This window comes from Nocardioides jiangsuensis, assembly GCF_019679455.1.
In the GTDB taxonomy this organism is placed as follows: Bacteria; Actinomycetota; Actinomycetes; order Propionibacteriales; family Nocardioidaceae; genus Nocardioides_C; species Nocardioides_C jiangsuensis.
The window spans coordinates 861,854-882,795 of the sequence record NZ_JAIEZQ010000001.1 but is presented as its reverse complement, the minus strand read 5'-3'; the positions used below and the strand labels follow the sequence as shown (position 1 = coordinate 882,795).

Below are 20,942 nucleotides of genomic sequence, written 5' to 3'. Positions count from 1 at the left end.
GGAGGGGACATGCGTACCTCTGCCCGCCCCACCGGCTCCGCCGCGCAACGCGCCTACGACTTCGCGAAGTGGGCCATCCTCAACGCGGTTTACGGCGCCGGTGACGTGATCACCGAAGGAGCTCTCGCCAACGAGATCGGCGTGAGCCGGACGCCCGTGCGCGAGGCCCTGCTGCGCCTCGAGGTGGAGGGGCTGGTCGAGCTGCACCCGAAGAAGGGCGCGGTGGTGACCTCGTTCACCCAGCAGGAGGTCGAGGACGTCCTCGAGGCCCGGGTGCTGGTGGAGAACTTCACCGCCGCGCGGTCGTTCGCGAACCGCGCCACCTTTCTGGACGCCCTGGTCCAGGTGCACGAGGACATGGGCCGCCGCCGCCGCGAGCAGGACACCGCCGGCTTCACCGAGTGCGATCGGATCTTCCACGAGCTGATCGTCGACGGCGCGGGCAACGCCGTCCTCTCCGCGATCTACCGCACCCTGCGCGAGAGGCAGACCCTGTTCACGTCGGTGATGGTCCGCGGCCGGGGCGACCGGATGGACGCCGCGATCGCCGAGCACGACAGGATCATCGAGCGGCTGCAGGCAGACGACGTCGACGCCTTCGCAGGCGTCGTCAACGAGCACCTGGTGTGGTCGACCAACCTGGCGCGTGAGTCTCGGTGACCGTCGAAACACCTCGGGGGGGCCGCCGGGCCCTGGCGGTGTGGGTCACCGGCGTCTCGGTCTACTTCCTCGCGATCTTCCACCGGTCGTCGCTCGGCGTCGCGGGCATCGCTGCCGCGGAGCGGTTCGACATCTCGGCGTCGCAGCTGTCGACGTTCACCATGGTGCAGCTCCTGGTCTACGCGGCCATGCAGATCCCGGTCGGCGTGATGCTCGACCGGTTCGGCCCGCAGCGGATGCTGTTCGGCGGCGCCGTCGTGATGACGCTGGCCCAGCTCGGCTTCGCGTTCACCGGGTCGTACACCGGCGCGCTGGCCGCCCGCGTGTTCGTCGGGATGGGCGACGCGATGGTGTTCATCAGCATCCTGCGCCTGATCGCCTCCTGGTTCCCGCCGATGCGCAACCCGGTGATGACCCAGTTCACCTCGCTGCTCGGGCAGTGCGGCGCGCTCGTGGCCGCCGTACCGCTCGCAGCGTCGCTGTCCTCGCTCGGCTGGACCACGACCTTCGCGGTGAGCGCCGCGCTCGGCGTCGTGCTCGGCATCCTGGTCCTGCTGGTCGTCCGTGACGTGCCGCCGGGCGCCGCGTCCTCGCGGCATTCCAAGAGCCTGGCCACCGTCCGCCGCGACCTGGCCCTGGCCTGGAAGGACCCGGGCATCCGGCTCGCCCTCTGGTCGCACTTCACCGCGCAGTTCGCGGCCAACGTGATGGGCCTGCTCTGGGGCTTCCCGTTCTTCGTCGACTCCGAGCACACCGGTCGCCCGACGGCCGCGCTCCTGGTGTCCCTGCTCGTGCTCACGATGATGCTCGGCGGGCCGCTGATCGGCTGGTTCATCGCGCACAACCCGTGGCAGCGCTCGACGGTGGTGCTCTCGATCATCGGCGCGATCGTGGCCTGCTGGACCGCCGTGCTCCTCTGGCCCGGTGACGCACCCGTCTGGCTGCTTGCGGTGATGGTCGTGGCCACCGGTCTCGGGGCGCCGGGGTCGATGATCAGCTTCGACCTCGCCCGCACCTTCGCCCCGCCCCGGCGGCTCGGGTCCGCGACCGGCATCGTCAACATCGGCGGGTTCGTCGCCTCGCTCCTGACCGTGCTGGCCATCGGCGTGCTGCTCGACGTGGTCACCCCGGGGTCATCGACCGACTACAGCCCCGGTGCGTACGCCGTGGCGATGTCGGTGCAGTACGTCGGCTGGACGGTCGGTGGCGTGCAGATCTGGAGGTACCGCCGCAAGGCCCGGGCCCACCTCGCGGAGTCGCAGCCCGACACCTACGCCGAGATGACCAAGCACCTGCGCTGAGGCTCAGCCCAGCCGCCCGATCCGCTGGTACCGATGGGTCCGCGCGCCGACCAGCGCCTCCCGGTCCCGCTGCCACAGCTCCGCGAGCTCATACCGCAGCACCGCCCCGAGTCGCGCGCAGAACTCCTCCGGCTCGTCGGCCGCGTCGGGCCGCTCCACTACGATCCGGTCCACGATCCCGGCGGCCCGCATGTCGAGCGCCCGCACCCCCTGCGCCCGCGCCATGTCCGGGGCGTGCTCGACGTCACGGTGCACGATCGCGCTCGCCCCCTCGGGCGGGAGCGGGGAGAGCCAGGCATGCTGCGCGGCGACCACCCGGTCCGCGGGCAGGAGGGCGAGCGCCCCGCCGCCGGTGCCCTCACCGAGCAGAAGGGTGAGCGTCGGCGCGTCGAGCGTCACCAGGTCCGCGAGGCAGCGGGCGATCTCGCCGGCGAGCCCACCCTCCTCGGCCTCCACCGACAGCGCCGCGCCGTGGGTGTCGATCACGGTCATCAGCGGCAGGCCGAGCTCCGCGGCGAGCCGCATCCCGCGACGGGCCTCCCGGAGCGCGCCGGGCCCGAGCGGGTGGTCCTCGGTCTGCCCGCGCCGGTCCTGGCCGAGGAAGACGCACGGCGACCCGCCGAACCGGGCGAGCGCGATCAGCAGCCCGGGGTCGAACTCGCCCTGGCCGGTGCCGTTGAGCGGGATGACGTCGGTCGCGGCGTACCGGAGCAGACGCCGTACGCCGGGACGGTCCGCCCGCCGCGAGCGGGTGATGGACTCCCAGGTGTCGACGTCGGGGACCTCCTCGTCGACGGGGTTCGGGATCTCCTCCAGGTCACGCTTCGGCGCGAGCAGCACGGTCAGCGCCCGGTCGAGGATGTCCGCGATCTCCTCGGGCGGCACCACCGCGTCGACCAGCCCGTGCGCGTAGAGGTTCTCCGAGGTCTGCACGCCGGGAGGGAACGGCCGCCCGTACAGCGCCTCGTAGACGCGTGGCCCCAGGAAGCCGACGAGCGCGCCCGGCTCGGCGACCGTCACGTGCCCGAGCGAGCCCCACGAGGCCATCACCCCGCCGGTCGTCGGGTTGCGGAGGTAGACCAGGTACGGCAGCCCGGCGGTCTTGTGCGCCGCGATCGCCGCGGAGATCTTCACCATCTGGACGAAGGCGACCGTGCCCTCCTGCATCCGGGTGCCACCCGAGACCGGGGCGGCCAGCAGCGGGAGACCCTCCGCGGTCGCCCGCTCGACCGCCGCGACGAGCCGGTCGGCCGCGGCGACCCCGATCGAGCCGGCCAGGAACCGGAACTCGCAGGCGACCACGGCCACCCGGCGACCGCGCATCAGCCCCGCTCCGGTGACCACCGACTCGTCGAGCCCGGTCTTCTCCTCGGCGGCACGGAGCTCCGCGGCGTACTGCTCGGAGACAAGGCCACGCTCGGGCGGGCTGTCCCACGACTCCCAGGACCCCTCGTCGAGGACCAGGTCGATGAGCGCTGCGGCGGAGAGACGGTCACTCACGGCGGTTCCCCTCAGGTGCGGCTGCGGAGCGGCTGAGGGAGAAGCATCGCATTCGAAGCCATGCCCCGGCCGGAGGGGACACGGCCGGGGCATGACGTCCAGGGGCAGGCCGCCGTCCGGGCCCGGCACGGTGGTGACACCTGCTGGGAGTGGAGCTGGAAAGGCCTGGTGAGACTCTTATGCCCACCGTTCCGGCGGCTCTCACACGGGGCGGTGAAGGGACTAGACCACGGGCGGCGTTCCGCCGGGAACGTCCCGATCCGTCCCGGCGTCCGCGGCGTCGAGCGCGTCGAGCCAGGCCCGGACCGCGGCGTCGTGCTCGCCGAGCCGGGGCGGCGGGAGGTGTTGGTCCCGGCCGCCGGCGTACGCGTTGTCGTCGAACCGCAGCGCCGGCCCCGGCAGCTGCATCGGCCCGGCGGTGGGGTGGGCGACGTCCACGAGCAGCCCCTGCGAGAGCGTCTGCTCCCAGCCGTAGACCTCGTCGAGCGTGCGCACCTTGCCGGCCGGGATGCCGACCTCCGCGAGCCGGGCCAGCCACGCTGCGGCGCCGTCGGCGGCGAGCGCCCGCTCCATGGCGGCGACCAGGTCGGGGTGGTGGGCCACCCGTTCCCGGTTGGTGGCGAACCGGGGGTCGTCGACGCCGAGCAGCGTGGCCAGCGCGCGCCACTGGCCGTCGGTGCCGCAGGCGATCTGGATCGGGCCGTCGCCGGTGTGGAACAGGCCGTACGGCGCGATCGCCGGGTGGTGGTTCCCGCTCGCGCGGGGCACCTCGTGCGCCACGGTCCACCGGGTCCCCTGGAAGGCGTGCACCCCGACCACGGCGGCGAGCAGGCTCGTGCGGACGACCCGGCCGCGCCCGGTCGTGTGCCGCTCGTGCAGCGCCGCGAGCAGCCCGAAGGCGCCGTACATCCCGGCCAGGAGGTCGGCGATCGGGACGCCGACCCGGGTCGGTTCGTCCGGGGAGGGCCCGGTGATGGACATCAGTCCGGCCTCGCCCTGCGCGATCTGGTCGTACCCCGCTCGACCGCCCTCGGGCCCGTCGTGGCCGAAGCCGGTGATCGAGAGGACCACCAGTCGCGGGTTGATCTCGTGCAGCCGGTCGACGGAGAAGCCGAGCCGGTCGAGCACGCCGGTCCGGAAGTTCTCCATCAGCACGTCCGCCCGGGCCACCAGCCGGGTCAGGAACGCGCGGCCCTCCTCGGACTTCAGGTCCGCGGTCACCGACTCCTTGTTGCGGTTGCAGGAGAGGAAGTACGTCGACACCGGGTCGTCGTCCGGGCCGACGAACGGCGGCCCCCAGGTCCGGGAGTCGTCACCGGCACCGGGCGTCTCGACCTTGATCACCCGGGCGCCGAGGTCGCCGAGCATCATGCCCGCGTGCGGGCCGGCGAGTGCCCGGGTCAGGTCGACCACGACGAGGTCCGACAGCAGCCCGGTCATGCAGGCGGCTCGTCGTACGGCGCCGCGTGCGTCGGGCACGGCGCCACGGTGAGCGCAGGCACGGCGGGATGGCGCATGGGGGACTCCCGGCGGTCGACAGGGCGCCGAGTCTAGTGACGGCCCGCGGCGTGCGCTCGGGTTTCGTCGCGCGCCTCGCGCCCCGCCGCACGCCTCGCGCCCCGCCGGGCCTCACGCCCCGGCCCGGTGCAGCGGACCGTCTTGCTGGTCCTGGTGGGCTCTCCCGGTTTCCACTGGAAACCGGGTCCGCGCCGGGCCCCACCGGCTACTCGGGCGACCAGCCGTAGGCGCGCTCCACCGCCCGGCCCCACTCGACCTGCTCGCGCGCCCGGCGCGCCGCACTCATCTCCGGCTCCCAGCGGGCCGCGAGGTGCCAGTTCTTCCGCAGGTCCTGCAGGTCCGCCCAGAACCCGACGGCGAGCCCGGCGAGGTACGCCGCGCCGAGCGAGACGGTCTCGGTGACCATCGGCCGCTCGACCGGGACGTCGAGCACGTCGGCGAGGCACTGCATGAGCAGGTAGTTGGAGGTCATCCCGCCGTCCACCTTGAGGCGGCGAAGGCCCAGGCCGGAGCCGCGGTTCACGGCGTCCACGACGTCGCGGGTCTGCCACGCGGTCGCCTCCAGGACCGCCCGCGCCACGTGCCCCTTGTCGACGTACGACGTCAGCCCGACGATCACCCCCCGGGCATCGGGACGCCAGCGCGGCGCGAACAACCCGGAGAACGCGGGGACGACGTAGCAGCCGCCGTTGTCGGGCACCGATCGCGCCAGCGTCTCGATCTCCGGCGCGCTGTCGATCATCTGCAGCGAGTCCCGTAGCCACTGGACCAGCGAGCCGGCCATCGCGATCGACCCCTCGACGGCGTAGGTGGCCACCTCGCCCGGAAGCTGGTAGGCCACGGTGGGGAGCAGTCCCTCGGCGGAGTCGACCACGTGCTGCCCGACGTTCATCAGCAGGAACGCGCCGGTCCCGTAGGTGCACTTCGCCTCGCCGGCGTCGAAGCAGGTCTGCCCGAACAGCGCCGCCTGCTGGTCCCCGAGCACGGCGCCGATCTCCACCCCCGGCAGCAGCGTGCGGCAGGACGTGCCCAGGTCGGCGTTGCCGCGGATCTCCGGCAGCATGGCGGGCGGGATGTCCAGCGTGGCGAGCAGCTCCGGCGCCCAGGTCAACGTGCGCAGGTCCATCAGCATGGTCCGGCTGGCGTTGGTCACGTCGGTCACGTGCAGCCCGCCGTCCGGGCCGCCGGTGAGGTTCCAGACCAGCCAGCTGTCCATCGTCCCGAACAGCGCGTTGCCCTCCTCCGCCCGGTCGCGGAGCCCGGGGACGTTGTCGAGCAGCCACCGCACCCGCGGCCCGGCGAAGTACGGCGCGGGGGAGAGCCCCGAGACCCGGCGGAACGTCTCCGCGTGCGGGCCCCTGCGCAGCGCCGCGACGAGGGCGGAGGTCCGGGTGTCCTGCCAGGTGATCGCCCGGGCGTACGGCGTACCGTCCCGCGGGTCCCAGACCACCGTCGTCTCGCGCTGGTTGGCCAGTCCGAGAGCGGCGACCTGCGACGGGGTGGCCCCGGACTGTCGCAGCGCCCGCGGTACGACGCGCTGCACGTTGCGCCACACCTCGATCGCGTCGTGCTCCACCCAGCCCGGGCGCGGGTAGTGCTGGCGGTGCTCGGTCTGCGCCATCGAGACCATCCGGCCGGCCCGGTCGAACAGCAGGCACCGGGTGGAGGTCGTGCCCTGGTCGATCGCGGCCACGAGGCTGTCGGTCACGCTCACGCCTCCCGCTCGAGCTGTCCGCTGACGGCGTGCCCGGTGGCGACCACCTGCTCGACCAGGTCGGCCCGGGGCCGCCGGCCGTCGGGGCAGACCCGGTCCAGGGGGCCGGCCGCCGCGACCGCGCCCACGCAGATCCCGCCGGGAGCCCGGACCGGGGCCGCGACGGAGGCGATGTCCGGCTGCAGTTCGCCCACGGCCACCGCGTGGCCGCGGGCGCGGATGTCGAGCGACTCCCGGTGCAGTTGCTCGGGGTCGACCACGGTGCGGGAGGTGTACCGGGGCAGCCAATGTCCCCCTTCCCGGGGGACGCGCCACCCGGCGAATGCCAGCAGCACCTTCCCGAGCGCGGTGGCGTGCGCGGGGAACCGCTTGCCGAACACCAGGCGCTGGCGGGTGCCGTCGGGGGAGAAGACGTGGTGGACGACCTCGACGTCGGTGTCGGCCAGGACGCCGATGAGCACCGCCTCCCCTGCGTGCGCGGCCAGGCTGTCGGTCCAGTTCATCGCGTACGAGCGGAGCAGGTGCGGGTCGATCTCCCCCGTGAGCCGGGAGGAGGCGGGGCCACCGGGGAGCCGGTACCGCCCCGTCCGGCGGTCCTGCTCGACCATTCCCACGTGCTTCAGGGTGGCCAGGATCCCGTGGGCGGTGGACTTCGCCAGGCCGAGGGAGTCCGCGATCTCCTGCAGGGCCAAGCCGTGCGGAACCGCGCCGACCATCCGCAGCATGGCGGCGGCACGCTCGACCGACTGGATGTGACCTGGCACACGTTCTGCGTACCCTGTCCGACAATGTCGAACCGGGTGTGTTGACCGTCACATACGCCACTCCTAGCGTCGGAGCCCTGTCATGGCCCCTTCTGTGGGCCCGAACGTGGGGAGTGACATGAAGCGGAACTCACTGGTCGGCGAGATGTGCGCCGAGTTCGCCGGAACCATGATCCTGATCCTCTTCGGATGCGGCGTGGTCGCCCAGGTGGTCACCACCGCCGGCACCGACGCGCCGGCCGGGGAGCACGACGCGATCGCCTGGGCCTGGGGCCTCGGTGTCGCACTCGGCGTGTACGTCGCCGCGCGGATCAGCGGCGCGCACCTGAACCCGGCGGTCACCATCGCCCTGGCGGCGTTCAAGGGCTTCTCGTGGGCCAAGGTGCTGCCCTACAGCATCGCGCAGCTCGCGGGCGCCTTCGCCGGCGCGATCGTCGTCCGGTTCACCTACGGCGACCTGATCGCCTCCGTGGATCCCGGGCACACGGTCGCGACCCAGGGCATCTTCTCCACGCTGCCGGGCAACGGCGTGTACGACGTCAGCACCACCACGGCGTTCTTCGACCAGGTCGTGGGCACCGCGATCCTCGTCTTCGTGATCTTCGCGCTCACCACGGCCACCAACAACCCGCCGATGTCCAACCTCGGTCCGGTCGTGGTCGGGCTGCTCGTGGTCGCGATCGGCATGGCCTGGGGCGCGAACGCCGGCTACGCGATCAACCCCGCCCGCGATCTCGGCCCGCGGCTCGCCTCGCTGGTCACCGGCTACGGCACCGCGATGCAGGACCAGAACGGGGAGCTGTACTTCTGGCTGCCGATCGTGGCCCCGATCATCGGCGGGCTCATCGGCGGCGGTCTGTTCAAGCTGCTGATCGAGTCCCACCTGCCCGAGGAGGTGGAGGGCGAGACCCCGCCCGTCTCCGAGCCGCAGGCGGACCTCGTCAGCGGCGCCTCCCGCTGACGACGGCGGCAGCCCGCCGCGCCCGCGGCACGCCGCAGCACCACCAGCACCGCCCAGCAACGACCCAGCACCCAGACCTCGAACGAGACCACAGGAGAGAGCCATGCCGGAGTACGTCGGAGCCGTCGACCAGGGCACGACCAGCACCCGCTTCATGATCTTCGACCACGGCGGCAACGAGATCGGCCGTCACCAGCTCGAGCACGAGCAGATCCTGCCGAAGGCCGGCTGGGTCGAGCACAACCCGGTGGAGATCTGGGAGCGGACCGCCTCGGTGATCCAGACCGGCCTGGGGAAGTCCAACCTCCAGGCGGAGGACCTGGCCGCGCTGGGGATCACCAACCAGCGCGAGACCACGGTGATCTGGAACAAGAAGACCGGGCGGCCCTACTACAACGCGATCGTGTGGCAGGACACCCGGACCGACAAGATCGCCTCCAAGCTCGAGCGCGACGGGCACGGCGACACCATCCGGCACAAGGCCGGGCTGCCGCCGGCGACGTACTTCTCGGGCGGCAAGATCAAGTGGATCCTGGACAACGTCGACGGGGTCCGCGAGGCGGCCGAGAACGGTGACGCGATCTTCGGGAACACCGACTCGTGGCTGCTGTGGAACCTGACCGGCGGGCCGCGCGGCGGTGTGCACGTCACCGACCCGACCAACGCCAGCCGCACCATGCTGATGGATCTCGAGACCCTCGACTGGGACGACGAGCTCCTGGCCATCTTCGACATCCCGCGGTCGATGCTGCCCGAGATCAAGCCGTCGTCCGCGCCCGACCCGTACGGGATGACGCTGGCCACCGGCCCGCTCGGCGGCGAGGTGCCGCTCACCGGTGACCTCGGCGACCAGCAGGCCGCCACCGTCGGCCAGGTCTGCTTCGCCCCGGGCGAGGCCAAGAACACCTACGGCACCGGCAACTTCATGCTGCTCAACACCGGCACGGACATGGTGCGGTCCAAGGCGGGCCTGCTCACCACGGTGGGCTACCAGTTCGGCAAAGAGAAGCCGGTGTACTGCCTCGAGGGCTCGATCGCGGTGACCGGCTCGGCGGTGCAGTGGCTCCGCGACCAGTTCGGCATCATCAGCGGCGCGGCCCAGTCGGAGTCGCTGGCCCGGCAGGTCGAGGACAACGGCGGCATGTACTTCGTCCCGGCGTTCTCCGGCCTGTTCGCGCCGTACTGGCGGGCCGACGCCCGGGGCGCGATCGTCGGCCTCTCCCGCTACAACACCAACGCGCACCTGGCGCGGGCGACGCTGGAGAGCATCTGCTACCAGAGCCGCGACGTCGCCGAGGCGATGGAGCAGGACTCCGGGGTGAAGCTGGAGACCCTGAAGGTCGACGGCGGCGTGACCGCGAACCAGCTGTGCATGCAGATCCAGGCCGACGTGCTCGGCGTGCCGGTGAGCCGTCCGGTGGTCGCGGAGACCACGGCGCTCGGCGCGGCGTACGCCGCCGGGCTGGCGGTCGGTTTCTGGAAGGACACCGATGAGCTGCGCCAGAACTGGAACGAGGACCAGCGGTGGGAGCCGAACTGGGACGAGGAGAAGCGCGAGGCCGGGTACGCCGAGTGGAAGAAGGCGGTCAGCCGGACCCTCGACTGGGTTGACGTAGATTGATCACGTCCCGTCACGCCCGCCCGTCGCACCGTGCCAGGAGGATGTATGCAGCCCGTCGCGCTCTCGCCGCAGCAGCGTGAGTCCGCGCTCGACGCGATGGCCACCACCGAGCTCGACGTCCTGGTCGTGGGCGGTGGGGTCGTCGGCGCCGGCTGCGCCCTCGACGCGGTCACCCGTGGCCTGGACGTCGGCCTGGTGGAGGCCCGCGACTTCGCCTCCGGCACGTCGAGCCGCTCCAGCAAGCTGATCCACGGTGGCCTGCGCTACCTGGAGATGCTCGACTTCGCGCTCGTCGCCGAGGCGCTCCAGGAGCGCGGGCTGCTGATCCAGCGACTCGCCCCGCACCTGGTGCGCCCGGTGCCGTTCCTCTACCCGCTTCGTGGGCGGGTGTGGGAGCGGGTGTACGCCGGGGCCGGGGTCGCGCTCTACGACACCCTCGCCGTGCTGTCCGGCCGGTCCCGCGGCCTGCCGCGGCACAAGCACCTGAGCCGCCGGCAGGCGCTGCGGGTCGCCCCGTCGCTGCGCAAGGACAGCCTGATCGGTGCGCTGCAGTACTACGACGCCCAGGTCGACGACGCCCGGCACACCATGTTCCTGGCGCGCACCGCCGCGGCGTACGGCGCCCACGTCGCCAGCCGCACCCGCGTGGTGGACTTCCTCCGCGAGGGCGAGCGGGTGTGCGGGGCGGTGGTGCACGACCTCGAGTCCGGCCGCCGGTTCGAGGTGCGGGCCCGGCAGGTGGTGAACTCCACCGGCGTGTGGACCGACGACACCCAGTCGCTCGTGGACGAGCGCGGCCAGTTCAAGGTGCGGGCGAGCAAGGGCATCCACCTCGTGGTGCCCAAGGACCGGATCCGCTCGGAGTCGGGGATGATCCTGCGCACCGAGAAGTCGGTGCTGTTCGTGATCCCCTGGGGCCGGCACTGGATCATCGGCACGACCGACACCGACTGGGAGCTCGACAAGGCCCATCCGGCCGCCAGCTCCAGCGACATCGACTACCTGCTCGAGCACGTCAACGAGGTGCTCGCGACCCCGCTCACCCGCGCCGACGTCGAGGGCGTGTACGCCGGGCTCCGGCCGCTGCTGCACGGGGAGTCCGCGGCAACCTCCAAGCTGTCCCGCGAGCACGCCGTGGCCCACGCGGTCCCGGGGCTCGTGGTGGTGGCCGGCGGGAAGTACACCACCTACCGGGTGATGGCCAAGGACGCCGTCGACGAGGCGGTGCACGGGCTCGAGGCCTCGCAGGCCCTCCGGGTGCCGGCCTCGTGCACCGAGGACGTGCCGCTGCTCGGCGCCGAGGGGTACGACGCGCTGTGGAACTCCCGGCACCGGCTCGCGGAACGCTCCGGGCTGCACCTGGTGCGCGTGGAGCACCTGCTCCACCGCTACGGCACGCTGGCGCGCGAGGTGCTCGCCCTGGTCGAGTCCGACCCGTCGCTCGGCGAGCCGCTCGAGGGCACCGACGACTACCTGCGCGCGGAGGTCGTGTACGCCGTCACGCACGAGGGGGCCCGTCACCTCGACGACGTGCTCACCCGTCGTACCCGGATCTCGATCGAGACCTTCCACCGCGGCACCCGGTCGGCGGAGGAGACCGCCGAGCTGATGGCGGAGCCGCTGGGGTGGAGCCCGGACCAGGTGAAGCTCGAGGTGGAGCACTACCTGCAGCGGGTGGCCGCGGAGCGGGAGAGCCAGCAGATGCCGGACGACCAGACCGCGGACGCCGCGCGGCTCGGGGCGCCGGACGTCGTGCCGTTGAGCTGAGCCGTGTCAGGGAGTGTCGTCGAAGAACGTGCCGCGGATCTCCTTGCTCGTGCCGACGAACTCGGCGACCACGCCGTCGGCGGAGGACACCGTCACGTCGTAGGTCCCGTCCCGCCCCGCGCGGGTGCGCTCCACCGCCACCGCGGTGAGCACGTCGCCGAGGCGGGTCGGGGCGAGGTAGCGGATCTCGCAGGCCTGGGCGACCGTGCGGCGGTTGTAGCTGTTGCACGCGAACGCGAAGGCCGAGTCGGCCAGGGAGAACGTGAACCCGCCGTGCCCGATGCCGTGCCCGTTGACCATGTCGTCGCGCACGGTCATCTGCACGGTCGCCGTACCGGGTCCGACCGCGACGATCCGTATCCCGAGCGACTGGCTGGCCCGGTCGTCCTCCCACATCGCCTCGGCGCTGCGCCGGGCCGTCTCGACGGCCTCGCCCGCGTCCGGCCGGAGCCCGCTCACGGGAGCTTCTTCTCCATGAGCGACACCAGGTGCTCGTCGTCGCCGAGGGTGCCGACCTCGAGGTAGCCGCGCGCGCCGTGGAAGGCGAGCGAGACGTCGTTGGGCGGGAGGAGGTTGACCTCGAGGGTGAGCCGCTCGTACGCCGCGGCGACCCGCTCGACCTCGTCGTACACGAACGTCCCGAGCCCGCGCCGCCGGAACCGGTCGCTGAGCACGATCCGGTCGAGGTAGTAGAAGCGGTCCGCGTAGCGCTCGGTGAACCAGCGGTAGTTCTCGGAGTCGTACGCCGTGCCCGGGGCGAACGTCACCACGAAGCCGCCGAACTCCCCGTCCACGTCCACCACGTCGAACCGGTCGGCGATCCCGTCGAGCTCGAGCAGCCGCGCCCGGTCCATGGGGGCGAGCGCCTCCACGTTGCGCTGGTTCAGGTCGAGCACGAGGTCGTGGTCGCGCTCGGAGATGCGTCGCAGGATCGGCATGAGCCAAGCCTGACACGCCGGCCCGGCTCGTCCTGCCCCGGCTTGCCGCCGACCCGCCTCGTCCCGGCGGTCAGGGGAAGGTGACGCCGGTGGCCCGTTCGGAGACCTCCCAGAGCTCCCGGGCGAGCTTCCCGTCGCGCGCGGCGCGGGAGGCGCCGACCACCGTTGGCAGGCCGCGCAGCTCCCCGAAGCCGCGCGGCCCGGTGTAGCTGCCGCCGGCGAGGCCCGGCATGGTCGCGGCCATCAACGACGGCTGCGCCCCCAGGTCCGCGGGCTGCCCGAGGAGCCGGGTCGCGCCGACCCCGATCGCGCCGTCGGCGCGGGTGCCGTCCATGTTCATCCCGGCGTGCACGAGGTTCGTCGCGGCGTAGCCCGGGTGCGCGGCCATGGACGTGACCGCGGCCCCGGCGGCGCGCGCCCGCCGGTCGAGCTCGAAGGCGAAGAGCAGGTTCGCCAGCTTGGAGTACCCGTACGCGGTCCACTTCCGGTAGTGCCCGGTGGTGGTGCGCGGGTCGTCGAGCGGCACCCGCCGGACCAGCCGGTGCGCGAGCGAGGACACCGTGACCACCCGCGCCGAGGGCGCCTTGGTCAACGCCGGCCACAGCAGACCGGTCAGCGCGAAGTGGCCGAGGTGGTTGGTCCCGAGCTGGAGCTCGAAGCCGTCCACGGTCCGCCGCTCCGGGGTGGCCATCACGCCGGCGTTGTTGACCAGGAGGTCGAGCTCCCCGAGCGCGACCGCCTCGTCGGCGGCACGGCGCACCGAGCCGAGGTCGGCCAGGTCGAGCAGCAGCGGCTCGAGCCGCGCCGTGGGCAGCACCCGCCGGATGTCGTCGACCGCGCGGCGCAGCTTGCTCTCGTTGCGCGCGGCCATCACCACCTCGGCGCCCTTGCGGGCCAGCTCGAGCGCGGTGTGCTCGCCGATGCCGCTGGTCACGCCGGTGACCAGGGCCCGCTTCCCGGACAGGTCCGGCATCTCGGCCAGCGTCCACTGGTGCGCCGCGGTCACGGCGTCACCGCCATCGCGTCGAGGACCCGCCGGCCGAGGTCCTCGTCACCGGTCACCTCCACGTCGAGCACCGACGCGGGACGGCGGCCGCCCGCGAGCAGCGTGAACGCCTCGCGGTCCATCCGCAGGTGCGTGGTGGGCTGCTCCGGGTCGCCGCTCATCGGTACGGCGCGCCCGTTCTCGTCGATCACGACGGCGAGGTGCACGGGGCTGACCCCGGTCACGTCCAGCACGACCGTCGTACCGACCGGAGGCGCCACCCGCTTGCCCACGGTGTAGGGCAGGCTCCTGGTGAACACGGCGACCGTGTGCGCCGCGGCGGCGCTGTTCAGACCGCCGGGCCGGCCGACGGCGCGCCGGATGTCCTGCTCGTGCATCCACACGTCGACCGGTCGGTTGCTGAGCAGCGTCTCCCAGCTCCACCCGATCTTGCCCGGCGTGCGGGGCGGGTCCGCGGAGCCGTCGGTCGGCGGCTCGTCGCGGAGCAGGCGCCAGCGTGCCGCGGCCGCCTGCTCGAGCTCGTCGGCGATCTCGGGGCCGCTCATCGACGCGCGGGCGACCAGGCCCCTCTCCGTGTACTGCGACGTGGGGGCGGTCAGGTGCGCGCCCTCGGGAACCTCCACGCGCTGCTGCCGCACGCCGCTGAGCTCGGACTCGAGGTGGGCGAGGTGCGCGGCGACGCCCTTCACGTCCCACCCGGGCAGGTCGGTCGGGCGGGACCAGTCGTCCTCGTCGAGGCTGCGCAGCAGCACCAGCACGTCGTCCACGGCGCTCTTCCACGTCTCGACGTACCCGGCGAGCCGCTCCTGGTCTGAGGTCATGCCCCGAGCCTAGAAGACCGGAATGTCCCTGCGTCCCGTGGCCCGCCCGGACCGGGTCGGCACGCGACGGTCGAGGAGAGCCGCCGCACGGCCGCGGGCGCCATCCTCGCGACTAGCGGGCCGCGGCCGTGCAGATCTGGGTGAGCTCCTCCCGGTACGTGTCCAGCCAGGCGAGCCGCCGGACCTCGAGCTCGATCTTCGCGTGGTCGTTGGCCGACAGCGGCTCGCCCGCGTGGTCGCGCCGCATCCGGCCCAGGGCCCGCTTGAGCCGCTTGGCCTCGAGGAACACCGGCAGGGCCGCGGACTCGACCGGGTGCAGCGACCGCACCTCGGTGTACGCCGCCAGCAGGGCATGCACCCGGTGCAGATCGATCCGGACCTTGTGGTCGCTCGCACCGTGCTCGGTATACACCTTGCCGACGTCGTGGGCGGCCACCGCGAGGTCGAGCACCCGCACGTCCGCATGGGCGCTGTCGAAGTCGAGCACCCCGACCACGCGGTCGCGCTGGAAGACCAGGCTCCCGCGCCGCGCACCGCCGTGCACGACCGCACGCGGCAGGTCCGGGGCCAGGCCGGCCAGCCGCGTGATCACCTCGGCCGCCCGCGCGGACACCTCGGGAGGGAGGCCCGGGTCGGCCTGCCGGGCGCGCAGCTCGGTGAGCAGCCCGGGGTCGCCCTCGCCGGCGTCGAGGTCCTCGGTCAGCCGGTGGTAGCGACCGAGCGTCCGGCCGAGCTGCCGCAGGTGCTCCTCGGACGCGTCGTCGAACCGCCGGCCGGCGATCGCCCGGGTCACGGTCCAGAACCTGCCGTCGACGACCGCGTGGTCGTGCCCGGAGCGGGTCGGGTACGGCAGGGGGACCGGGAGGCCGCGCAGCCGGAGCATCCGCATCAGCTCGAGCTGGGCGGCCAGCTCCGGGCGCGCCTTGGACCGGTGCGAGCGGCGCAGGTAGAAGACACCGTCGGCGGCGCGCAGCCGGTAGTGCTCGTTCTTGCCGCCCGGCACGTGCTCCAGGGAGTGCCAGCCGCCCAGCGGCCACAGGTGGACCAGGTCCGCGACGGGCAGCGCCTGACCGTTGCGGTCGAGGATGTGCGAGCCCGGGGCCGCCTGACCCGGCACCGCCGGGCCCGGCCCCCGGCCGGGCGACGTCGTACCCGGCGGAGCGCCCGGGGCAGTCACGCCCGGCGTCGTCATGTCCGGCGTGGTCATGCCTGCGCCCGCCCGTCGACGATCCGGTCGAACTCCGCGCGGTACCGCAGGTACGTCGGGTGGGTCTCCACCGTGTGCGGCGGGATGTCGCCGGACTTCACCTGCTTGGAGAGGCTGTGCAGCACGTACCGGGCCCAGTGGAAACGCAGGTTGGTCAGCGGCTCCTCTCCGGCGGTCTCGCGGTAGCCGGCCAGGAAGGCGCTGCACGGCTCGTCGGCGCGGTGCACGTCCCCGGTCGCGACGTAGGTGCTGGTGCGGGTGTGGTGCAGGAACTCGGCGACGTCGCGCGCCGGGTCGGCCGGCGCGCTCCGGTCGAGGTCGATCACGGTCACCGTGTCAGGCGTGGTGAACACGTGGATCGGCCGGTACTGGCCGTGGCTCTGCGCGAGCAGCCCGTCCGCGGTGCCGTAGGTGAGGCCGTCGAGGGCCGCGAGCATCTCCAGGGCGACGGGCAGGTAGTCCGGTTGCTGGGTGGTGGTCTTCGCGAGCCGCTTGGCCAGGCTGGTGAGCTCACCGGTGACCAGCAGCGACTGGGGTGCGCCGACCCGGATCTGGGAGCCGTGGAAGCTGCCCAGCCAGCGACCCGCCTCCGCGGTGGCGTCGCACAGAGCGTCCACCGGCCCGCCGATCAGCTCCGAGACCGCGCGGCCGGGAGCGGCCCGGCACAGCATCACCTGCTGCCCTTCCTCCCAGGCCAGCGGCTCGACGGTCTGGTAGCGCTGACCGGCGCCGAAGCCGGTTACCCGGAACACCTGGAGCTTGGCGTAGACGTCCGGGCCGTCGTCGAAGGGGAACGCCTTGGCGAACACCGGCTCCGCGCCGTCGCGGCAGATCTGGACGGTGGCCGCGCCGCTGCCGTCGAGCTGGATGGTCTTCGTCCGCCACTCGCCGTCGTCCGGCGTGCCGGCCGGCAGGTAGGGGCGCACGAACCGCTCGAGGTACGGCGTCGAGCAGATCGTCTCCATCCGGGCGAGCTGCTCGGTCTTGACCCGACGCGAGGTCTGGTGGGTCGAGGGGACCGGCGGCGAGGTCGCCGTCGGTGCGGTGTCGCGCGGCGTCGCGTGCGCTGGCGGGTTCGTCATGGTCTCTCCCTGGGGGTTGGGGAAGGGCGGGGGGTCAGGAGGGGGTCAGGAGGCGGCGGAGGTCGGAGGCGTGCTCCTCCAGCCAGCGGCTCTGCGACGCCTCGACCGCGAGCGTCCGGGCGAACTTGTCGGCCTGGTCGGCGTCGCGCGGCTCGTAGGCGTGCTTGTGCAGCAGGTTCTCGGACTTCTTGGTCACCTTGACCAGCCGCCGGGCGCGCATGGCGGCGGGCAACGCCCGGAGGTCGCCCGCGGTCGGGGAGGCCTGTGTCCGGTAGTGACGCAGGAACGTGGACAGCCGCTCCGGGTCGACCCCGAGCTCCCTCCGACGGGCGCCGTCGGGGCCGCAGAAGACCCAGGTGGCGTAGGCGAGGTCGAGGCTGAGCAGGTCGTGCGCCGCCCGGTCGTAGTCCACGACCCCGGTCAGCCGGTCCCCCCTGAGCAGCAGCGAGGTGGGTCCGTAGGAGCCGTGCGTGACCAGGTAGGTCAGCTCGGGAAGCTGCTCGGTGAGGCCGTCGTGCACCGTCGCCATGTCCCGGACCAGCGCGTCGACGTCGGCCCGGACGTCGTACCGGCGGTCGGGGCGCAGCAGCGGCTCCACCACGGCGAAGGCGAACCGGAGCCGTTCCTGTGCCGGCGCGGACAGCGTCACCAGCGTGGACGACTCCTCGGCGGTCTGGTCGGTGGGCAGGTCGCCGACCAGACGGTGGAACCGGCCGAGCCCGCGCGCCGCGGCGCGGAGGTGGCCGGGGGACTCGCGGTCGTAGGGCCCCCCGGGCAACCGGCGCATCACCATGTGCAGCACGCCCTCGACGGTCACGCTGCCCTGTCCGGAGCGGGTGGGTACGACGGCGGGGGCGGGGTAGCCGCGCGCGACCAGGTACTCGATCAGCGCCCGCTCGAACCGCGCCCCGTCCGCGGTCTTCAGGTCGTGCGAGCGCCGTACGACGACGTCGCCGTCCTCGGTCTCGACGAACCAGCTGTCGTTGGACGCGCCGTAGCGGGTCGGGGACCAGGCCAGCCAGTCGCCGAGGTCGTACTCCTTCTCGAGCCCGCGGAGCAGCGCGACCTCGTCGAAGGGAGGCTTGGGGGCACGTCCGCCGCTCCGCAGGGCCGAGGTCCGGAGCATCTCGGACGGGCTGATGTCGGGCGGGGCGGTCCTCGCCTGGGTGTCGTCGACCATCTGTCTCCCTCTCATCCGTCGTCCGCGAGCAGCTGCTCAGCGGGGGGTAGGTAGAGGCCCAGGTCGGCGGCGTGCCGACCGGGCGGTCCGGTGAACAGGTCGGCGTCCGTGGTGTCGCCGAGCCCCTGGATGCGGCACATCTCGGCGTAGAGGCCACCGGCGGCCCACAGGGCCTCGTGGTTCCCGTGCTCGACGACCAGTCCGCCGTCGAGCACGACGATGTCGTCGGCGGTCATCGCCGCCGCCATCCGGTGGGTGATGACGACGACCGTGCGGCTGGCGCCGACCCGCTCCAGGGCCCGGAGCACCGCATGCTCGGAGCGGGCGTCGAGCCCGGTGGTGGGCTCGTCGAGGACCAGCACCGGCGCCCCGTGCAGGACCGCCCGGGCGAGGGCGATCCGCTGCCGCTGGCCCCCGGACAACGACGCCCCGCGCTCGGCGAGCACCGTGTCGTAGCCGTGCGGGAGAGCGGTGATGAAGTCGTGGGCCAGCGCGACCCGGGCGGCCTCGACGATCTCGTCGAGGGAGGCGCGCGGCCGCGGGTAGGCGATGTTCTCCCGCACCGAGGCGCGGAACAGCTGCGCCTCCTGGAGCACCAGTCCCACCTGGGCGTGCAGGCTCTCGCCGGTGACGTCGCGCAGGTCCACGCCGTCCATCAGCACCCGGCCCGAGGTCGGGTCCTGCAGCCGGCACAGCAGCGCGGCGATGGTGGACTTGCCGGCGCCGGTCGGGCCGACGATGGCCAGCGTCTGGCCGACCGGGATGGTGAGGTCGACGTCCTTGAGCACCGGGCGGCCGGGCTCGTAGGCGAAGGTGACGTCGTCCAGGCGCAGCTCCTGCCGGGGCGGGGTGGCCGCTATCGCGTCCGGGCGGTCCACGATGGCCGGCTCCCGCTCGAGGATGTCCGCGATCCGGGCCGCGCGGACCCCGGCGCGGGCGAGCTGGGCGGGCAGCTTGGACAGCGACCGGGTGGGTCCGAAGAAGTCGCGCAGGTAGGAGGTGAAGATGATCAGGTCACCCGGGGTCAGCGCACCCGACACGACCCGCTGCGCCCCCAGCCAGACCAGGGCCGCGGTGGCCACCGCGACCACGACGTCGAGGGCCAGGGAGAACCCGGAGGTGGTCCGGGTCGCCTTCAGGATCGCCTGCATCGAGTTGTGCGACTTGGCCCCGAAGCGGGCGGACTCGTGCCGCTCGCGGCCCAGCGACTTCACCAGCTTGATCGCCGTGAGCGACTCCTGCGCGGCGGCGGCGAGGTCACCCTCCACCTCGCGGGAGTGCTCCTCCACCGCCTTGATCCGGGCCCGGAAGCTGGTCACGGTCAGCACCAGCAGCGGGAGTACAACGAGCAGCCCGACGCTGAGCTGCCAGTCCAGCACGAGCAGCACCCCGGTCATCCCGGCCAGGGTCAGGATGTTCCCGGTGGCGCTGATCAGCGTGCCGGTGAGCAGCGCCCGTACCTTCTCCACGTCGCCGGTCAGCCGGGTGGTCAGCTCGCCCGTGGCCATGCTCTGGTGGAACGACAGGGACAGGCTCTGCAGGTGGGAGTAAAGCGCGGTGCGGATCTCGGCCGAGATCCGCTCGCCGACCGCGGTGAGCACGTAGTCGCGCAGCAGCGTGGTCACCGAGTCCAGGATCGCGATCCCGGCCAGGGCCAGGACGATCAGGAGCAGGATCGTGTCCACGTCGGCTGCGTCGTAGCTCGCCTCGGGGACCAGCACCTTGTCGAAGAGGTACTTCAGCGGCCACGGCTTGAGCAGGCCGATGCCGGTGACGACGATCGCGAGCACCACGGCGAGCAGGTAGGCCGGCCACACCGGCCTGAGGAAGGGGCCGAAGGTGCGGATCATCTCCCGGGGCGGCATCACCGGCCCTGCCGCGGTCCGGGTCCTCACGGCCGTTCCCCGTCGGCGTCGAGGTGCTGCTCCCAGGCGTCGAGCCAGGCCGGCACGAAGGCCTCCGTGCCGACCGGGCGGACGACGAGGCGGTAGAACAGCACCTCGGCGAACGTGCGCGCGACGTAGCCCGGCGTCGACCGGACCGCCCCCGGGTCGCCGCCGGCGTCGACGTACCCGTCGAGCAGCTCGCGGCCCCACGCCGCCGCGGCCCCGAGGTGCCCGTGCATGGCCGCGCCCATGGTGAGCGTCTGCCCGAGGAAGTGGCCGAGGTCCCGGGCTGCGGGGGCGAGCGCGGCACGGTCGAAGTCGATCACCACCACCCGGGTCTGGTCGAGGTGCACGTTCTTCGGTTGGAAGTCACCGTGCGTCAGCACCGCCGGGTCGCTCGCCGCGCGGTCCAGCCGGTGCACCGTGAGCGCGGTCAGGTCGCGGACCCGGTCGGCGGCCCAGGGCAGCTCGCCGGCGAGCGCCGTGGCGTACTCGGTGAGCTTGTGGCTCTCGAAGTGGGCCGGCAGGGCGGGGACGTCGGCCCCGGGGACGGCGTGCAACCGCGCCAGCCAGGTCGCCACCCGGCGTACGGCGGGCAGCGCGTCGTCGAGCTCGTCCTGGAGCAGCGCGTGCAACGTGACCGGCGGCGCCTCCTCCTGGGCCAGCAGATGACGCGCCGGGTCGAACCCGAACGGCTCGGGCACCTGCAGCACCGGGTCGTCGAACCCCGCGGCGCGCAGTCGCCGGAGCAGCCGCCACGCCTGCTCGCCGTCGCCCTTGACGAAGGCCTTCCCGATCACCGGGAGGTGGGCCGCCTCACCGTGGGCCGACTCGACGGTGAGGTCCCAGCGGACGACCGGGCGGCTGCGGGAGGCGTGCACCACGGCCGTGCGGTCCACCGCCACGGCGTGGACCGGGAGCGCGTCGAGCGGCGGGAGATCCTCGAGCAGGGCGGCGGCGGCGGCGTGCCTCTGCGCCCGGCGGGCCGCATGGTCGAGGTCGGTGAGGCGGTCCAT

18 protein-coding genes are annotated in these 20,942 nt (G+C 73.0%); 5 read left to right on the top strand and 13 right to left on the bottom strand.

The features are described from left to right. Nucleotides 1-9 precede the first annotated feature (9 nt). Both K1X13_RS04120 and K1X13_RS04115 read left to right on the top strand, forming a co-directional pair. Nucleotides 10-660: a GntR family transcriptional regulator gene (locus K1X13_RS04120; RefSeq protein WP_221023733.1), complete on the top strand. Its 651-nt coding sequence runs from the start codon at nucleotides 10-12 to the stop codon at nucleotides 658-660. After that, entirely contained in the window at nucleotides 657-1,961 is a 1,305-nt protein-coding gene (locus tag K1X13_RS04115) for an MFS transporter (protein ID WP_308249385.1), read from the top strand. The genes K1X13_RS04120 and K1X13_RS04115 overlap by 4 nt, the downstream gene beginning before the upstream one ends. Before the next feature lie 3 nt (nucleotides 1,962-1,964). Here the strand turns inward: K1X13_RS04115 and K1X13_RS04110 are convergent, their stop codons facing one another. The 4 genes from K1X13_RS04110 to K1X13_RS04095 all read right to left on the bottom strand — a co-directional run bounded on the left by K1X13_RS04110 (nucleotide 1,965) and on the right by K1X13_RS04095 (nucleotide 7,457). Further along, nucleotides 1,965-3,461 (bottom strand): carboxyl transferase domain-containing protein, encoded by a 1,497-nt coding sequence (locus K1X13_RS04110; RefSeq protein ID WP_308249384.1) that lies wholly within the window; start codon nucleotides 3,459-3,461, stop codon nucleotides 1,965-1,967. Nucleotides 3,462-3,683: 222 nt separating this feature from the next. Next, a complete protein-coding gene (locus tag K1X13_RS04105) occupies nucleotides 3,684-4,901 on the bottom strand; it encodes a CaiB/BaiF CoA transferase family protein (protein WP_221024563.1) in 1,218 nt (405 codons plus the stop codon). 283 nt (nucleotides 4,902-5,184) lie between these two features. Next, the gene (glpK, locus tag K1X13_RS04100) at nucleotides 5,185-6,687 is read right to left on the bottom strand and encodes a glycerol kinase GlpK (protein ID WP_221023732.1); all 1,503 of its coding nucleotides are present in this window, start codon (nucleotides 6,685-6,687) and stop codon (nucleotides 5,185-5,187) included. Between the two features lie 2 nt (nucleotides 6,688-6,689). Next, a complete protein-coding gene (locus K1X13_RS04095) occupies nucleotides 6,690-7,457 on the bottom strand; it encodes an IclR family transcriptional regulator (protein WP_221023731.1) in 768 nt (255 codons plus the stop codon). Between the two features lie 118 nt (nucleotides 7,458-7,575). On the opposite strand from K1X13_RS04095, the gene K1X13_RS04090 reads away from it, so the two are divergent. From K1X13_RS04090 to K1X13_RS04080, 3 genes are all read left to right on the top strand, one after another. After that, nucleotides 7,576-8,418, top strand: coding sequence for an MIP/aquaporin family protein (locus K1X13_RS04090; RefSeq protein WP_221023730.1), 843 nt, complete (start codon nucleotides 7,576-7,578; stop codon nucleotides 8,416-8,418). A 103-nt stretch (nucleotides 8,419-8,521) separates the two neighbouring features. Beyond that, nucleotides 8,522-10,039 (top strand): glycerol kinase GlpK, encoded by a 1,518-nt coding sequence (gene glpK, locus K1X13_RS04085; protein WP_221023729.1) that lies wholly within the window; start codon nucleotides 8,522-8,524, stop codon nucleotides 10,037-10,039. Nucleotides 10,040-10,084: 45 nt separating this feature from the next. After that, entirely contained in the window at nucleotides 10,085-11,806 is a 1,722-nt protein-coding gene (locus tag K1X13_RS04080; protein WP_221023728.1) for a glycerol-3-phosphate dehydrogenase/oxidase, read from the top strand. Between the two features lie 6 nt (nucleotides 11,807-11,812). Here the strand turns inward: K1X13_RS04080 and paaI are convergent, their stop codons facing one another. The 9 genes from paaI to K1X13_RS04035 form a co-directional block, all read right to left on the bottom strand. Then, nucleotides 11,813-12,265 carry a hydroxyphenylacetyl-CoA thioesterase PaaI gene (paaI, locus tag K1X13_RS04075; RefSeq protein WP_308249383.1) on the bottom strand — a complete coding sequence of 151 codons (453 nt, stop codon included), beginning with the start codon at nucleotides 12,263-12,265 and terminating at the stop codon, nucleotides 11,813-11,815. After that, the gene (locus tag K1X13_RS04070) at nucleotides 12,262-12,744 is read right to left on the bottom strand and encodes a GNAT family N-acetyltransferase (protein WP_221023727.1); all 483 of its coding nucleotides are present in this window, start codon (nucleotides 12,742-12,744) and stop codon (nucleotides 12,262-12,264) included. The genes paaI and K1X13_RS04070 overlap by 4 nt, the downstream gene beginning before the upstream one ends. Nucleotides 12,745-12,814: 70 nt before the next feature. Further along, complete coding sequence (locus K1X13_RS04065; protein ID WP_308249382.1) at nucleotides 12,815-13,750, bottom strand: oxidoreductase; 936 nt, start codon at nucleotides 13,748-13,750, stop codon at nucleotides 12,815-12,817. Continuing rightward, complete coding sequence (locus K1X13_RS04060; RefSeq protein ID WP_221023726.1) at nucleotides 13,747-14,571, bottom strand: maleylpyruvate isomerase family mycothiol-dependent enzyme; 825 nt, start codon at nucleotides 14,569-14,571, stop codon at nucleotides 13,747-13,749. Before K1X13_RS04060 ends, K1X13_RS04065 begins: the two co-directional genes overlap by 4 nt. A 112-nt stretch (nucleotides 14,572-14,683) precedes the next feature. Further along, nucleotides 14,684-15,778 carry a phosphotransferase gene (locus tag K1X13_RS04055; protein ID WP_221023725.1) on the bottom strand — a complete coding sequence of 365 codons (1,095 nt, stop codon included), beginning with the start codon at nucleotides 15,776-15,778 and terminating at the stop codon, nucleotides 14,684-14,686. Beyond that, nucleotides 15,775-16,860 carry an aminoglycoside phosphotransferase/kinase family protein gene (locus K1X13_RS04050; protein ID WP_221023724.1) on the bottom strand — a complete coding sequence of 362 codons (1,086 nt, stop codon included), beginning with the start codon at nucleotides 16,858-16,860 and terminating at the stop codon, nucleotides 15,775-15,777. Before K1X13_RS04050 ends, K1X13_RS04055 begins: the two co-directional genes overlap by 4 nt. Nucleotides 16,861-16,894: 34 nt before the next feature. Continuing rightward, nucleotides 16,895-18,040, bottom strand: a complete 1,146-nt coding sequence (locus tag K1X13_RS04045; RefSeq protein ID WP_221023723.1) for a phosphotransferase enzyme family protein — start codon at nucleotides 18,038-18,040, stop codon at nucleotides 16,895-16,897. Nucleotides 18,041-18,051: 11 nt separating this feature from the next. Then, nucleotides 18,052-19,935 (bottom strand): ABC transporter ATP-binding protein, encoded by a 1,884-nt coding sequence (locus K1X13_RS04040; RefSeq protein WP_221023722.1) that lies wholly within the window; start codon nucleotides 19,933-19,935, stop codon nucleotides 18,052-18,054. Then, nucleotides 19,932-20,942 carry a phosphotransferase family protein gene (locus tag K1X13_RS04035; RefSeq protein ID WP_221023721.1) on the bottom strand — a complete coding sequence of 337 codons (1,011 nt, stop codon included), beginning with the start codon at nucleotides 20,940-20,942 and terminating at the stop codon, nucleotides 19,932-19,934. The genes K1X13_RS04040 and K1X13_RS04035 overlap by 4 nt, the downstream gene beginning before the upstream one ends.

What these genes read in the sequence shown, in the direction of transcription:
- K1X13_RS04120 (WP_221023733.1), top strand. Translation starts at nt 10, where the DNA reads ATGCGTACCTCTGCCCGCCCCACCGGCTCCGCCGCGCAACGCGCCTAC.
- K1X13_RS04105 (WP_221024563.1), bottom strand. Translation starts at nt 4,901, where the DNA reads ATGACCGGGCTGCTGTCGGACCTCGTCGTGGTCGACCTGACCCGGGCA.
- K1X13_RS04090 (WP_221023730.1), top strand. Translation starts at nt 7,576, where the DNA reads ATGAAGCGGAACTCACTGGTCGGCGAGATGTGCGCCGAGTTCGCCGGA.
- glpK (WP_221023729.1), top strand. Translation starts at nt 8,522, where the DNA reads ATGCCGGAGTACGTCGGAGCCGTCGACCAGGGCACGACCAGCACCCGC.
- K1X13_RS04080 (WP_221023728.1), top strand. Translation starts at nt 10,085, where the DNA reads ATGCAGCCCGTCGCGCTCTCGCCGCAGCAGCGTGAGTCCGCGCTCGAC.
- K1X13_RS04070 (WP_221023727.1), bottom strand. Translation starts at nt 12,744, where the DNA reads ATGCCGATCCTGCGACGCATCTCCGAGCGCGACCACGACCTCGTGCTC.
- K1X13_RS04060 (WP_221023726.1), bottom strand. Translation starts at nt 14,571, where the DNA reads ATGACCTCAGACCAGGAGCGGCTCGCCGGGTACGTCGAGACGTGGAAG.
- K1X13_RS04055 (WP_221023725.1), bottom strand. Translation starts at nt 15,778, where the DNA reads ATGACCACGCCGGACATGACGACGCCGGGCGTGACTGCCCCGGGCGCT.
- K1X13_RS04050 (WP_221023724.1), bottom strand. Translation starts at nt 16,860, where the DNA reads ATGACGAACCCGCCAGCGCACGCGACGCCGCGCGACACCGCACCGACG.
- K1X13_RS04045 (WP_221023723.1), bottom strand. Translation starts at nt 18,040, where the DNA reads ATGGTCGACGACACCCAGGCGAGGACCGCCCCGCCCGACATCAGCCCG.
- K1X13_RS04035 (WP_221023721.1), bottom strand. Translation starts at nt 20,942, where the DNA reads ATGGACCGCCTCACCGACCTCGACCATGCGGCCCGCCGGGCGCAGAGG.